Source organism: Zwartia sp., assembly GCF_049655405.1.
Classification (GTDB): Bacteria; Pseudomonadota; Gammaproteobacteria; order Burkholderiales; family Burkholderiaceae_B; genus Zwartia.
The window spans coordinates 57,468-71,545 of sequence record NZ_JBASJR010000001.1 but is presented as its reverse complement, the minus strand read 5'-3'; the positions used below and the strand labels follow the sequence as shown (position 1 = coordinate 71,545).

Here is a 14,078-nt window from a genome sequence, read left to right as displayed (position 1 = left end):
AGTACATCATGACTCAAACCCATGAGACGATACGCGCAGCTTTTGCCGCAATGCGCCGGGACGGACCACGCAGACATCGCGATATTGCAAAAATATTGATGATTTCAGAGGCTGAATTACTGGCCGCACACTGCGGTCAGTGCGCTCTCGAGGAGAGCGTCACACTCCATGCGATTCGTTTGAGTGAACAATGGGCGGAGCACATCTCGAGCATGGAGACCTTAGGTGCAGTCATGGCTCTGACCAGAAACGCATCATGCGTTCATGAAAAAATGGGTGTCTACACTCCGGTGAGTCAAACAGGGGATATAGGGCTGGTACTTGGAAATGCCATTGATCTGCGTATTTTCTATAAAAAATGGCATGTTGGCTTTGCTGTTATTGAAAAGACTGCGCGCGGTGTACAGAAAAGTCTTCAGTACTTTGATCAAGCTGGCGTTGCGATTCACAAGATTTTTTTACTTCCTGAGAGCCAAAGCGACGCTTTTGAATCTCTGATTGATCGTTTCATTGATCCTGAACAGTCACCCGGTGTGTCTATTTGTTCCCAATCACCCGGCAATCCAGAATGTACCAACAAGGAAGTTGATGTTCCGTCTTTACAACAAGATTGGATTTGTATGCGTGACACACATGATTTCTTTTTGTTGTTGAAAAAACATGCCGTATCGAGATTACAGGCATTTCGACAGATTGGCACAGACTATACATTTTCTGTCAGGCCAGGTGAGTGCCGACGGGTGTTAGGCGTTTGTTCAGATAAAAAAATACCTGTCATGGTATTTGTCTCCAATCCAGGTGTGATTCAGATTCATACGGGAGCGATTCATAATATTTCTGTTTCCAATGGATGGTTAAACATCCTGGACGATGATTTCAATCTGCATCTTCGCCAAGATCAAATCGCCAGTGTTTGGGTTGTGCGCAAGCCGACAGTCGATGGTGTAGTCACTTCCATGGAACTGTTTGATCATTCGGGAGAAGTCATCGCAATGCTTTTTGGTCAGCGTAAACCTGGCTTTCCAGAAAATATTCAGTGGCGTGCGTTACTGGATGGCCTGTCGACTTCGAGCAGATTATGCGCCGCATGACACCTTCCCGATTTCCAGAAACACTGGCATTTTTGATGAGAAGAAGGGCTCTCAGCCGTCTGGGTACGATTGGTGCGTTGGCGCTTAGCCCACAACTGCATGCTGGACATTCGAACGATAGAGTCCTCCGTATCGTCTGCGCTGGGGGTGCGTTGACCGAGATTGTTTATGCTCTGAAAGCTAAACACTGTCTTGTTGGCGTGGACTCAACGTCTACTTATCCTGTGGAGGCGCTATCCTTGCCGCAGATTGGTTATGCACGCAGCCTTTCGGCAGAGGGTGTGTTGGCGCTCAATCCAACGCATGTATTTGCAACCGAAGAGGCAGGACCAACGTCTGTATTGCGCCAGATCGCTTCTGCCGGTGTGTCTATCGAGCAAATGGACTCTGGATACCGATTTGAAGGTCTTGTTGAACGTATTACGCGTATTGGAAAGTTGCTCAGTCGGGAGTCGCAGTCTAGTCTGGTGAGTCAGCATCTACAGCTTGAATGGGAGCGAGTTCTCGCATCGTCCGCCGTGACTGATTTGCCTCCTCCGAGAGCGATATTTCTCTTTGTCCATAGTGCCAATCGTTTGCTGGCATCGGGGACGCATACGGGAGCGCATGCCATGATGACGTATGCAGGTGCGATCAATGCCGTATCAGGATTTTCTGGGTACAAGCCTCTTACCCCAGAGTCACTGGTAGCGGCCCAACCAGAGGTATTAATGCTCACTGAAAATGGTGTGCGTGCCTTAGGTGGTCTTGCGAATGTTTTTAAACTTCCTGGCGTCAGTCAAACACCTGCAGGTCGTAATCGACGTATCGCTTCAATGGATGCAAGTTTATTGCTTGGCTTTGGTCCGCGTCTTCCTGCTGCAGTGCAGATGCTGCGCTCAAAGTTGATTGGATCATGAGAACAGCCAACTCAAGGGTAGTCAACTCAAAGGTAGTTCACTTAACGATCTCGTTTGCGGTAGTGTTGGTGAGTCTGTTGTTTGCATTACAAACCGGTGCCGTCAATGTCGACTGGAATGATTGGCTCAACTTAAGAACGGTTGCGTTTTCTTTCTTTGGTGGGGATCTTGTTCACGTTCTAATAGATGGAGATTCATATGTGCTTTGGTACCTGCGGATGCCGCGTGTGTTGTTGGCTGTCTTGATTGGAGCATGCCTTGGTCTGTCAGGGGCACTTGTACAAGGTTTGTTTCGCAATCCCTTGTCAGATCCAAGTTTGCTGGGGGTGACAACGGGTGCTGCTTGTGCGGCTGCCCTCACAATCGTTGTGTTCTCTGAATTCACTACTACTGTATCTGCGAACGTTAGGTTTTGGCTATTACCCATTGTTTCTTTTTCAGGGGCGTTTTTGACCTGCATGTTTTTGAATATCAGTTCCAGATGGTTGACGCCAGGTTCTATCGCGGGGCTTCTATTGCTAGGGATTGCATTGAATGCCCTCGGTGTGGCCATTATTGGTTTGTGTACCTATCTTGCGACAGATGAGCAATTGCGTAGCCTGTCTTTCTGGACACTTGGGTCATTGGCTGGCGCGAGTTGGACAATGGTTTTAGTAGCAGGGTTTTTACTTGCTGGCGCTTTTCTTTGGGCCCGCTCATTGGCATACCGTCTCAACGCGCTGAGCCTAGGTGATGTCACAGCCTCTCATCTGGGCGTGGTAGTGACGCGCTTGCGCTGGACTGTATCAGTTTTAGTCGCATTATTGGCGGGGCTGGCTGTTGCATTTTGTGGGGTGATTGGTTTCGTAGGTTTAATCGCGCCTCATCTGGCGCGTTCGCTCGTCGGATCCGATCAGCGTGCGCTTTTACCCTATTCGCTACTATTCGGATCGTTACTCATGCTGGCTGCAGATACGATGGCTCGAACGGTGGCGATACCCGCTGAGATACCTGTCGGAATTTTTACTGCACTTTTGGGTGGTCCGTTTCTAATGCTTCTATTGCGCACTAAGCGTCATCAAGTTGGGTGATTGCAATGCTAGTGATGGAAAATGTACATAAAAAATATGGCCAGTATTGTTTTGGACCCTTTACTCTTCGAATTCGCAGTGGCGAGTGCATGGCGATCCTGGGACCCAACGGCGCTGGAAAATCAACACTTCTCAAGCTTCTTTCAGGTTCGACCTTGCCCACTTCAGGTCAGATCAGATTCAATGATCGTCCCTTAAGCGCCTGGGATCCTCATCAACTCAGTCAACATCGTGCAGTGTTGACTCAATTTCATAACATGGCTTTTGCACTTTCAGTGCATGTCGTGATTGGTCTCGGGCGCGTCTCCAGAGAGAGGGGCGCATGTTGTGATCAGATTGTTGCGCGGGCAGGTGAGATGTTGGGTGTGACACATCTGATGGCTCGGACAGTGGACACTCTGTCTGGAGGCGAGTTGGCTCGCGTGCATTTGGCACGCATATTTGCCCAGCTTTGGGATGTCGAAGACGGGTATATTTTGATGGATGAACCGATTGCTGCAGTGGATCCCGGCTTGCAGGATCTTTTGCTTGAGACACTCATGAGGTTTGCAAGGATTCGCCGACATGCAGTGATTGCAGTGATGCATGATGTCAATCATGCTCTCAGATACTTTAGTCGCCTGACGCTCGTTCACCCTGGATCAGAAATTGAATGCGTCGAAAGTGGTGTGGATGCAAAACAGTCGCTGGAGCAGTTGTATGGTGTTCGTTTGACATGTCTCACGGACGAGCAGGGTGATCTCGTCATGATGCCACTTCGAAATTTAACGAAAAACATTCCTTAAAACATCTGCCACAATCGCCGTTCCAATTGCGACTAAAATTAAATCAGACCCTGCGACTCGCCACTCATAACCTGGGTGGTATGGGAGTTGACCGAGCATGGCATTCGGTGGATATTTTTTTGCGATACCAGGTGGAAGCGGTTTACCTCGAGCCAGGTTTTTAGCGATTCCGGGAGGTAGTGGTGCATAGCCAACCATGCCATAATTTGTAGCGAGGTTTTGAGCGGCTATCGCAGTGATGCCCGCTATGACCAGACCCGTGGCAAGGTCAGAGGAGTTGTCCTGAGCATTACCCTGACTCTGCCCTTGGTCACTATTGCCTTTATTTCCATTATTGCCGTTGTTTCCCTGGCTCCCCTGGTTACCCTTGTTAGGGTTACCTTTGCCGGGAGGAGGGTCGGCCAGTACGGGTTGGATCGCTACAATACTGCTCAGCAGTAAAGCGATCGAAATGCGTTGGAAGCTTTTCATATCACGGTCTCCCTGTCGATGTTCAAAGCATGAATATCAATACTTATTAAGCTCAGGGTACACCAGATGCTCAACTAAGTGGATGACCTTGGTCAGTATGAATATGATTGTGCAGTTAGTTAGAAAAATGATTGATTGATGACATTAACTTATTAACTTAACGGCATGACCCATGCGGTTGAAAGTAGCAAATTGGCTAATTTGTCCAATTTTAATAGACTCAACCATTATTCCAATTTTTTTGTCGATTTCTTGATCCAGTAGGCTTTGACCGGGCTTTGCGCCCAATGCTCCTGCAAAGACAATGTCCCAGTCCTGAACAAACTCATTGGCTTCTTGGCATAATTCTGTGAATGATTTGATTTCGTCGGCTCGTTTGTCGACACAAGCAACAGGCATAAGCGCTCCGCCGTGACCGGCAGCGAAACCAGCGCGTTGTTCATCGCTGCAGTCGTCCGGAATTTCAGCTTTAGTAAACACAAGCAAAAGCTGCTGTTGAGTACTTTGAGATTGAGCTGCGTTCAGCAAATCGTCAAATGAGGTGATTTCCATCATGCATGCCTTGTCATATTAATTTTGAACGAGAGGTGTGTCGGCGCTTTCAAGTTCTATTCCTTCTATTTCAGACCCACCGACGAGTATCATCATGAACTGACGTAATGCAGTCGCACGTGACTGCATGGAAAGATGCATCTCAATTTTGTCCTTGACTTCGTCAAAACTCAGTTGAGTCCCTGTTCGTCTTTCTAATACTTCAATAATATGAAGTCCGTGTCGAGAGTGAATCAATCTGGGATGAAGACCTTGACCCAGTTGAGCCTCGCCATCAAAAAAGAGCGCCCTTGCGAGCTCTGGCGCGCATTCATGGGGCTCCAACCAACCTAGTTGGCCACCCTCTCTTCCCGACGGACAGTTAGAGAGCTCTTTCGCTTTTTGATCAAATAAGCCAGCGCCCGCATTTTTATGCATGAGTTCAAGAAGAGCAGTTTCAGCATGTCCCGCTAATGCCTGAACAGGAACGCCTTCGGTTACGGCAAACAAAATATGTCGTAGATTGATCGCTTGTCCAACGACATACTTAGCTTTGTTGGCTTCGTAGTACCTGGAACATTCGTTTAATTCAGGCTCAGGAGTGAGTACCTGTTTTTCAAGCATGTTTTCAATGATTGCCTGTTCTTCCTCAGTTAGTGGGAGCCAACAGGATGTTTGACGAGGTGAAACAAGCTTCAGGCGGGCGGCCTCTTGACGCAACAGTTCAGCATAGGCACGTTCACGCAAATCATCGTCAGAGAGTTTTTCTCCGTCTTGAGCCAGTGAGATCCCATTCACTTTTGGGGATGAAACGATCAATATTGCAGACATGGAAGTTTCTCCTAAGTCGAGCGAGTCGTTGAGTGCTTGGAAGATTGTGACTGACTCAAGGAGGTTTTTTTCAATCCGAGTCGTCTGCTGCGAACGAGTTGAGGAGGCCTAAAGACATAGGCGACTGTCGCAAAGCCACTCCAGACATGCACCAGCCTGGAAAATGGAAACAAGAGGAAAATTGTCATGCCTAATACAAGGTGGACTTTATAAGGCCAGTCAAGATTAACAATGCCGCTTGCATCCGGTCTGAACGTCAGGATACGTTGAGCCCAGTCTGAAAGGGATAGCATGACAGAGCCATCTGAGTGACTGAGTGAAAACGGTAAGGTGACGAGTCCTATAACCAACTGGACCCACAAAATCAGCAAGATAAACAAGTCAGTACGATGGCTGGTGAGTCGGATTCGTGGATCGAACATCCGTCGATGGAGTAAAAGACTCAGTCCGATAAAACAGATGAAGCCCGCAATTCCCCCTGCGTAGATTGCCACGAGCTGTTTTTGAGCCGGGGTGATAAAAGGCTCGTAGATAAAATGGGGGGTGAGCAGCCCAACGGTGTGACCCACGAACAGGAACAAAATGCCTGCGTGAAACAGGTTGCTTCCCCAGCGCAATTGTTTTGCGCGCAAGATTTGAGATGAGTCACTTTTCCAGGTGTACTGATCGCGATCAAAACGCGCCAGACTGCCCATCAAAAAGACTGTCAGACAGATATATGGATAAACATTGAAGAGAAAGTTATGCAGCGTGCTCATGCTTACGCTCCTTGATGATTCAACTTTGTTTCGGTCGCGGTACGTTTCACAATACGGATGGGTTGTGGTTGTCCGGGTTTGTTTTGACCTTCTGTCGAGCAACCTCCAAAGACTTCGGGCTCTTGCCAGCTTTCATCCATATCGGGATCTTGCTGGATGGTGACTCGTTCAGCCTTTTCACCTGAGAGTTCGATGATGGCAGCTAAAACGCTTGCATAGTCGCTTTCTCTTTCGAGTAGTGCCGTGAAAATCGCACGTGAGATGTGCGCGGTTTCGCTTAAAAACGCCCGAGCTTGAACAGCCGGTTGGGTCGATGCAAATTCCAGTAACACGGGCAAATAATCCGGTAACTCGTCTGGATCGAGATACAAACCCGCTTTTTCGTAAGTTTGTATCAAGTCAACCATGGCTGGGCCACGGTCTCTCGAATCGCCGTGCACATGCTCGAACATCAGTAACGAGGTTCTGCGACCACGGTCAAAGATATCCACATACTCTGACTCGACTTCCAAGGTTGGACGTTTGGTTAGTTTGTGAATCAAACTGACAAGTTCGTTGGTTCTGGACGGACTCAGAGCGGACTCGTTTTCAAGCGCTTCGATCAGTTCTGGTCCATGCGCTCTGAAAGATGCGTCCGGGTAACGGAGCAAATAGGCGAGCGCCCGCAAAGTCAGGCTCGCGTTGACGGGAGGGGTGTCAAATAGGTTCATCTCAGGCCTCTACCTTTATAGGGATCGTGCGTTTTTTCTCGCTACCAAACAAGCTTGTTTCGGAGACGCCCTCTGAACAGCCGTTTCCGAAACTAAATCCGCAACCACCCCGCACGTTGAACGTATTTTCGGCATATTCGCGATGTGTCGTTGGGATGACAAAGCGATCTTCATAGTTGGCGATGGCCATGTAGCGGTACATCTCCTCGACTTCTTTCTGAGAGATCCCCACTTGCTTCAATACATTTGTATCGATGACTCCATCTACATGTTTTGCCCGTTGATACGTCCGCATTGCGAGCATTCTCTCGAGCGCTCGAACGACCGGAGCTGTGTCGCCTGCAGTCAGCAGGTTTGCCAGATACTTCAGTGGGATGCGCAATTGACTGACATCAGGGATCGCGCCTTTTGCTTCGACATGTCCGGCTTGTGCAGCTGCCGTGATGGGTGAAAGAGGAGGGACGTACCACACCATCGGTAAGGTACGGTATTCGGGGTGCAGTGGAAGTGCGACTTTCCACTCAACCGCCATTTTGTAAACGGGACTTTGTCGCGCGGCATTCATCCATGCGTCAGGAATGCCATCCGCGCGTGCCTGTTCGATCACCTTGGGATCATTCGGATCTAAAAAGATATCGAGCTGAGCCTGATAGAGATCCTTTTCGTCCTTGACGCTGGCTGCCTCGGCGATTCGGTCGGCATCGTACAGCAGTACGCCAAGATAACGGATACGGCCTACACAAGTTTCCGAGCATACGGTGGGCTGACCTGCTTCAATCCTGGGGTAGCAGAAAATGCATTTTTCAGCCTTTCCGCTTTTCCAGTTGTAGTAGATTTTTTTGTAAGGGCATCCACTGACACACATGCGCCAGCCTCGGCATTTGTCCTGATCGATTAGAACGATTCCGTCTTCTTCGCGTTTGTAAATTGAACCAGATGGGCAGGACGCCACACATGCGGGATTCAGGCAGTGTTCACACAGACGTGGCAAATACATCATGAAGGTATTTTCAAACTGCCCCATCATCTCTTTCTGAGCCGCTTCAAAACCCGCCAGATTGGCGTCCTTGCTGCGCTTGCTAAACTCTCCACCGAGAATTTCTTCCCAGTTTGGCCCCCATTCAATTTTTTCCATTCTGAGCCCGGTGATGAGCGAACGCGGACGCGCGGTCGGCGCATGCTTCATTTCGGGCGCACTTTGCAAGTGGTCGTAGTCGAAGGTGAAGGGTTCGTAATAGTCGTCTATTTCGGGAAGGTGTGGATTGGCAAAGATTTTCATCAATAGTTGCCATTTGCCGCCTTGCTTGGGAGTAATGCTGCCGTTTGGCTTGCGGATCCAGCCACCTTTCCATTTATCCTGGTTTTCCCACTCTTTGGGATAGCCGATACCTGGTTTAGTTTCGACGTTGTTAAACCAGGCGTATTCGACACCAGGTCGACTTGTCCAGACGTTCTTGCAAGTGACTGAACAGGTATGGCAGCCAATACATTTGTCCAGGTTGAGCACCATTCCGATCTGTGCGCGTACTTTCATTTCTAACTCCTTTGATCTGGCGTGGGCTCAGGGATTTTCGCCCTGTGACTGGTAAACGGCTGCGAGATGGTCGTCTCGTGGCGTGTCGAGCCAATCAACGTTCTTCATCTTGCGCACGACAACAAACTCGTCACGATTCGTTCCGATCGTGCCGTAGTAGTTAAAGCCGTAACTGTACTGAGCGTATCCGCCAATCATATGGGTGGGTTTGGTCACGATGCGGGTGACCGAGTTATGGATACCTCCCCGCACGCCCGTGATTTCAGATCCCGGTGTGTTGATCGTTTTCTCTTGTGCGTGGTACATCATGACCATGCCTGGATTGACGCGTTGACTGACGACGGCACGCGCTGCGATCGCTCCGTTGATATTGAATAGTTCGACCCAGTCGTTATCGACGATACCTGCTGACTTGGCATCATCTTCGCTCAGCCAGATCACCGGACCGCCCCGATTCAGTGTCAACATCATGAGGTTATCGCTATAGGTCGAGTGGATCCCCCACTTTTGGTGAGGCGTAATAAAGTTCAACAGGATTTCAGTGTTTCCGTTAGATTTGATGCCGTGAATGCCGTCTGTTGTTTTCAAATCGACGGGTGGGCGGTACGAGGTAAAGCCCTCGCCGAACGCTCGCATCCAGGGGTGATCCTGATAAAACTGCTGGCGGCCTGTCAGCGTTCTCCAGGGAATGAGCTCATGGACGTTGGTGTAGCCTGCGTTGTAGCTGACGGTTTCACTTTCGATACCACTCCAGGTGGGCGAGCTGATGATTTTTCTGGGTTGAGCCTGAATATCCCGGTAACGGATTTTTTCATCCTCTCGGTACAGCGCCAGATGGGTATGGTCGCGTCCTGTTTGTTTACCAAGTGCTTTCCAAGCCTTTACGGCGACATGTCCGTTTGTTTCAGGCGCGAGCTGGAGCACAACTTCGCAGGCATCAATGTCACTGACGATGCGTGGCATACCTTGGGTTACGCCGGGCTCCTCAGTCAAACCGTTAAGCTGACCAAGTTGCGTCACTTCCACGTCCGTCTTCCACCCAATTCCTTTGCCACCATTGCCGACTTTACTCATCAGCGGGCCAAGAGCGGTAAAGCGTTTGAATACATTGGGGTAATCTCGTTCCACCACGGCGATTTGAGGGGCTGTTTTACCGGGGATCAGTTCGCATTCACCTTTTTTCCATTCTTTCACTTCGAAAGGTTGTGCGAGTTCAGCAGGGGTGTCGTGCATGAGAGGTGTCAAGACGATTTCTTTTTCGACACCGAGATGTCCGACACACACTTCGCTAAAGGCTTTGGCAAATCCTTTGTAGATCTCCCAGTCAGACCGCGACTGAAAAACAGGATCTACCGCAGCTGACAGAGGGTGGATAAAGGGATGCATGTCGCTGGTGTTGAGATCATTTTTTTCATACCAGCTCGCTGTGGGTAGAACAATGTCTGAGTACAGACAAGTGGTCGACATTCTGAAGTCCAGCGTGACCAGGAGGTCCAGTTTCCCTTCGGGTGCTTCCTTGTGCCATTTGACTTCAGTCGGTTTCGCGTCATCGACACCCAGATCCTTGCCCTGAACGCCACTCTCAGTTCCGAGTAAATGCTTGCAAAAGTACTCGTGTCCCTTACCGCTGGAACCCAGAATATTGGAGCGCCAGACAAACATGTTGCGTGGCCAGTTCTCGACGGCATCAGGATCTTCGCAGCTGAGTTCGAGTGAACCGTCTTTGAGACCTTTGACGACAAAGTCTTTAGGATCGACTCCGACGGCCTGTGCTTTCTTCACAACTTCCAGAGGGTTCGTTTTGAGCTGGGGGGCACTGGGTAGCCAGCCCATTCTCTCGGCGCGAATGTTGTAGTCGATCATGCTCCCGCCATAGATTTTTTTATCGGCCAAGGGGGACACGATTTCTTCCATCGTCAGTTTTTCGTATCGCCACTGATCCGTGTGAGCATAGAAAAAGCTCGTGCTGTTCATCTGGCGAGGCGGACGAATCCAGTCAAGCGCAAAGGCCAAGGCGGTCCAGCCGGTCTGTGGCCGCAGTTTTTCCTGACCGACATAGTGTGCCCAACCACCTCCGCTCTTACCAATACAGCCACACATCATGAGCAGGTTGATGACACCGCGATAGTTCATGTCCGAGTGATACCAGTGGTTCATCGCAGCGCCAATGATCACCATGGATCGACCCTCGGTTTTGTGCGCATTGTCCGCAAATTCTCGGGCGACGGTGATGACTTGCTGACGTGGGACGCCCGTGATGCTTTCTTGCCAGGCTGGTGTGTAAGCGGCCTGATCGTCAAAGCTCTTCGCGCCACTGCCCAGACCACGGTCGATGCCGTATTGCGCGACCTGTAGATCAAAAACAGTCGCGACAAACGCCCCCTGTCCGTTGGCGAGCGTGAGTTTAGTGGCCGGTACTTTTGCGTGATTGATTTCGTTAGTGGTTTTGTTGTGGGAAAAGTGAGGTGTCGCATTGCCTCCAAAGTACGGAAAGCTGACCTGAACGACATCGTGTGCTTGTGCTTCCTCTTCAATGACAGAGAGCTTGAGTGTCAGGTCCTGGCCTGTCCGTGCGTCTTTTGACTCAAGATTCCATTTACCCTCATCCTTGCGTCCTTCTGCACCCCAGCGAAAGCCGATCGAACCGTTTGGTAAAACGACGTTCCCTTGCGTATCGAAGGCGAGTGTTTTCCATTCTGGATTGTTGTCTTGCTCAAGATCATTTTGAAGGTCGCTTGCACGCATATAGCGATCAGGCACCAGAGTGACTGAACCATCCTCTAGTGTCTTTTCTTTCAGCAAGACCAGCAGTGGCAAGTCCGTATAGCGTCTTGCGTAGTTGTCAAAATAAGGACTACGTGTTTTTCCGTTGCCGGGGAAGTAAAACTCTTTCAGAACGACATGTCCCATGGCCATCGCCAGAGCGGCATCAGTTCCCTGCTTGGGATGCAGCCAAAGGTCGGCAAGCTTGGCGACTTCTGAATAGTCAGGTGTGACGGCAACAGTTTTAGTGCCCTTATAGCGAACTTCAGTAAAAAAGTGCGCATCGGGTGTGCGAGTCTGGGGAACGTTTGAGCCCCAGGCGATGATGTAGTTGCTGTTGTACCAGTCCGCTGACTCGGGCACGTCTGTTTGTTCGCCCCAAACTTGAGGGCTGGACGGCGGGAGATCGCAATACCAGTCGTAAAAACTCATGCAGACGCCGCCAATGAGTGACAGGTAACGGCTACCTGCTGCATAGCTGATCATGGACATGGCGGGAATGGGTGAAAAACCAATAATCCTGTCAGGTCCGTATTTTTTAATGGTGTATACGTTGGCGCTGGCGATGAGTTGATTGACTTCGTCCCAAGTGCTTCTGACAAAGCCGCCCATGCCGCGCAGTTGCTGATAGTCGCGTCGCGCCTCTTGGTCGTCGGCAATCAGCGCCCAGGCATCGACAGGTGTCTTTGCGACCTTAAGCGCCGAGCGCCAGCGTTCCAAGAGGCGTCCCCGGACCATGGGGTGTTTGACACGGTTCGCGCTATAGAGGTACCAGGAGTAGGAGGCGCCGCGTGCGCAACCTCTGGGTTCGTGGTTGGGCATATCCCAGCGCGTCCGGGGATAGTCCGTCTGCTGGGTCTCCCAAGTGACAATGCCGCCTTTGACATAGATTTTCCATGAGCAGGAGCCCGTACAGTTCACGCCGTGCGTGCTACGTACGATCTTGTCATGCGCCCAGCGGTTTCGGTAGGCATCTTCCCAGGTGCGATCCTCATTGGTCGTGCGACCGTGTTCACCAGAAAATTTTTCTGTGGGAAGTGAAAAGTGGGTTAACCGATCTAGAAAATGACTCATTACTCTTTCTCCAATTCTGCTTGCCTCGAAAGGCCAGAGTCCTGACGACATCCTACGGGTGTAGGGTGTGGTCGCCAATTCTCCAAACGAACTGATCATTCAGTTCATTGTGGGGAGGGGACTAGTCCTTTGTGATTAGTTTGTGTGTACTGGTTAGCATGGCATCGGTGCGTGACGACGGGAGTACCACCACCACGTGACGAAAAGACAGCTCAGATAAAACGCGATAAAGACTGCGAGAGCCGCGTGAGGAGTTCCCGTCATGTCAATGGAGGTTCCAAAGCTTTTGGGGATAAAAAAGCCTCCGTATGCACCTACAGCACCAGAAAAGCCCAGGACGGCAGCGGCTTCTTTTGCACCGTCGAGGGTGGCGCGTCGCTGCGAGGTTTCGTCTTTTTCGGCGGCATGCTGGCGTTCTTGCAGAAAAATCACGGGAATCATTCTGAACGTTGAGCCGTTGCCGATTCCTGTCAGTGCGAACAGGATGATGAACATCGTCAAAAAGCCGTAAAAATTTCCTGTGTTTCCACTGCTGGGAAGGAAGTACATCACACCCATCACAGAGAGGATCATCAAGAGGAACGTCCAGAATGTGACGCATGCTCCGCCAAGTTTGTCTGAAATCCAGCCGCCAATTGGACGTACTGCGGCACCGACGAGCGGCCCTAAAAATGCATACTGAGTTGGGTTGACATTCGGAAACTGCGACTGGGTGAGCAAGGCCAGCCCTGCCGAAAACCCAATAAAAGAGCCGAATGTTCCAAGGTACAGCCAGCACATCAGCCAGTTATGCTTGCGTCGAAAAATGACAGCCTGATCCGCGAATGATGCCTTCGCATCGGCGATATCGTTCATGCCGAACCACGCGGCAATGGATGCGATCAGGATAAATGGGACCCAAATAAAGCCTGCATTTTGTAGCCAGATCGTTTGTGTACCGCCTGCAGCTGTCGTGGACGAGTGACCGTCCCCGCCCAGGGCGCCGAACATGCCCACGGAGATGACCAAGGGCGTGATAAATTGGACAACGGACACACCAAGATTGCCGACGCCCGCATTCAGACCGGTTGCAAGACCTTTTCTGGCCTTGGGAAAGAAAAAGCTGATGTTCGACATCGAGGAGCTAAAGTTTCCTCCGCCAAAACCGCAAAGCAGAGCGAGCATCAGTAATGTCGGGTAGCTCGTGCTGGTATCCCTGAGGGCAAAGCCCATGCCAAAGGCTGGAATCAGCAAACTCGCAGTCGAAATGGCAGTCCATCTGCGACCGCCGAAAATCGGGACGAGAAATGAATAAAAGATGCGTAAGGTAGCTCCGGACAAGGCGGGCAACGCAGTCAACCAGAACATTTGGTTTTTGGTAAAGCTAAAACCGGCTTTATTCAGATTGACCACAACAACGGACCAGAGCATCCAGACGCTGAAGGCAAGCATCAGCGCTGGGATGGAGATCAGCAGATTTCTATTTGCAATCCTGCTGCCTTCTGAGCGCCAAAAGTCTGGTTGTTCAGGTTCCCAGCGCTTAAGAACGTAAGGTGTCGACATGATGTGTGCTCCGGGTGAT

At 50.4% G+C, this 14,078-nt stretch carries 12 protein-coding genes; 4 read left to right on the top strand and 8 right to left on the bottom strand.

Annotated features, from left to right (window positions below; genetic code table 11):
- Positions 1-8: 8 nt before the first annotated feature.
- Genes WBJ47_RS00315 through WBJ47_RS00300 form a run of 4 tightly spaced genes read left to right on the top strand, consistent with a single transcriptional unit; the run spans position 9 to position 3,845 of the window.
- Positions 9-1,091 (top strand): hemin-degrading factor, encoded by a 1,083-nt coding sequence (locus WBJ47_RS00315; RefSeq protein WP_422244486.1) that lies wholly within the window; start codon positions 9-11, stop codon positions 1,089-1,091.
- Complete coding sequence (locus WBJ47_RS00310; RefSeq protein ID WP_422244485.1) at positions 1,088-1,990, top strand: heme/hemin ABC transporter substrate-binding protein; 903 nt, start codon at positions 1,088-1,090, stop codon at positions 1,988-1,990. Before WBJ47_RS00315 ends, WBJ47_RS00310 begins: the two co-directional genes overlap by 4 nt.
- Positions 1,987-3,060: a FecCD family ABC transporter permease gene (locus WBJ47_RS00305; RefSeq protein WP_422244483.1), complete on the top strand. Its 1,074-nt coding sequence runs from the start codon at positions 1,987-1,989 to the stop codon at positions 3,058-3,060. Before WBJ47_RS00310 ends, WBJ47_RS00305 begins: the two co-directional genes overlap by 4 nt.
- A gap of 14 nt (positions 3,061-3,074) precedes the next feature.
- Complete coding sequence (locus WBJ47_RS00300) at positions 3,075-3,845, top strand: ATP-binding cassette domain-containing protein (RefSeq protein ID WP_422244482.1); 771 nt, start codon at positions 3,075-3,077, stop codon at positions 3,843-3,845.
- Here WBJ47_RS00300 and WBJ47_RS00295 read toward each other — a convergent pair.
- The 8 genes from WBJ47_RS00295 to WBJ47_RS00260 all read right to left on the bottom strand — a co-directional run bounded on the left by WBJ47_RS00295 (position 3,825) and on the right by WBJ47_RS00260 (position 14,059).
- A complete protein-coding gene (locus WBJ47_RS00295) occupies positions 3,825-4,316 on the bottom strand; it encodes an anti-virulence regulator CigR family protein (RefSeq protein ID WP_422244481.1) in 492 nt (163 codons plus the stop codon). The two genes, WBJ47_RS00300 and WBJ47_RS00295, sit on opposite strands and share 21 nt — an antisense overlap.
- A gap of 144 nt (positions 4,317-4,460) precedes the next feature.
- Complete coding sequence (locus tag WBJ47_RS00290; protein WP_422244480.1) at positions 4,461-4,871, bottom strand: ribonucleotide reductase subunit alpha; 411 nt, start codon at positions 4,869-4,871, stop codon at positions 4,461-4,463.
- 15 nt (positions 4,872-4,886) lie between these two features.
- Positions 4,887-5,678: a peptidylprolyl isomerase gene (locus tag WBJ47_RS00285; protein WP_422244479.1), complete on the bottom strand. Its 792-nt coding sequence runs from the start codon at positions 5,676-5,678 to the stop codon at positions 4,887-4,889.
- A gap of 11 nt (positions 5,679-5,689) precedes the next feature.
- Positions 5,690-6,436 carry a respiratory nitrate reductase subunit gamma gene (gene narI, locus WBJ47_RS00280; RefSeq protein ID WP_424585264.1) on the bottom strand — a complete coding sequence of 249 codons (747 nt, stop codon included), beginning with the start codon at positions 6,434-6,436 and terminating at the stop codon, positions 5,690-5,692.
- A 2-nt stretch (positions 6,437-6,438) separates the two neighbouring features.
- Positions 6,439-7,146 carry a nitrate reductase molybdenum cofactor assembly chaperone gene (gene narJ / locus WBJ47_RS00275; RefSeq protein WP_422244477.1) on the bottom strand — a complete coding sequence of 236 codons (708 nt, stop codon included), beginning with the start codon at positions 7,144-7,146 and terminating at the stop codon, positions 6,439-6,441.
- 1 nt (position 7,147) lies between these two features.
- Entirely contained in the window at positions 7,148-8,680 is a 1,533-nt protein-coding gene (narH, locus tag WBJ47_RS00270) for a nitrate reductase subunit beta (protein ID WP_422244476.1), read from the bottom strand.
- A gap of 27 nt (positions 8,681-8,707) precedes the next feature.
- Entirely contained in the window at positions 8,708-12,517 is a 3,810-nt protein-coding gene (locus tag WBJ47_RS00265) for a nitrate reductase subunit alpha (RefSeq protein ID WP_422244475.1), read from the bottom strand.
- A 153-nt stretch (positions 12,518-12,670) separates the two neighbouring features.
- Positions 12,671-14,059 (bottom strand): NarK family nitrate/nitrite MFS transporter, encoded by a 1,389-nt coding sequence (locus WBJ47_RS00260; RefSeq protein WP_422244474.1) that lies wholly within the window; start codon positions 14,057-14,059, stop codon positions 12,671-12,673.
- Between the last annotated feature and the right edge of the window lie 19 nt (positions 14,060-14,078).

Excerpts from the sequence above, each read along its gene's own strand:
- WBJ47_RS00295 (WP_422244481.1), bottom strand. The coding sequence starts at position 4,316 with ATGAAAAGCTTCCAACGCATTTCGATCGCTTTACTGCTGAGCAGTATT.
- WBJ47_RS00310 (WP_422244485.1), top strand. The coding sequence starts at position 1,088 with ATGACACCTTCCCGATTTCCAGAAACACTGGCATTTTTGATGAGAAGA.
- WBJ47_RS00300 (WP_422244482.1), top strand. The coding sequence starts at position 3,075 with ATGGAAAATGTACATAAAAAATATGGCCAGTATTGTTTTGGACCCTTT.
- WBJ47_RS00315 (WP_422244486.1), top strand. The coding sequence starts at position 9 with ATGACTCAAACCCATGAGACGATACGCGCAGCTTTTGCCGCAATGCGC.
- WBJ47_RS00285 (WP_422244479.1), bottom strand. The coding sequence starts at position 5,678 with ATGTCTGCAATATTGATCGTTTCATCCCCAAAAGTGAATGGGATCTCA.
- narH (WP_422244476.1), bottom strand. The coding sequence starts at position 8,680 with ATGAAAGTACGCGCACAGATCGGAATGGTGCTCAACCTGGACAAATGT.
- WBJ47_RS00290 (WP_422244480.1), bottom strand. The coding sequence starts at position 4,871 with ATGATGGAAATCACCTCATTTGACGATTTGCTGAACGCAGCTCAATCT.
- WBJ47_RS00305 (WP_422244483.1), top strand. The coding sequence starts at position 1,987 with ATGAGAACAGCCAACTCAAGGGTAGTCAACTCAAAGGTAGTTCACTTA.
- WBJ47_RS00260 (WP_422244474.1), bottom strand. The coding sequence starts at position 14,059 with ATGTCGACACCTTACGTTCTTAAGCGCTGGGAACCTGAACAACCAGAC.
- narI (WP_424585264.1), bottom strand. The coding sequence starts at position 6,436 with ATGAGCACGCTGCATAACTTTCTCTTCAATGTTTATCCATATATCTGT.
- WBJ47_RS00265 (WP_422244475.1), bottom strand. The coding sequence starts at position 12,517 with ATGAGTCATTTTCTAGATCGGTTAACCCACTTTTCACTTCCCACAGAA.
- narJ (WP_422244477.1), bottom strand. The coding sequence starts at position 7,146 with ATGAACCTATTTGACACCCCTCCCGTCAACGCGAGCCTGACTTTGCGG.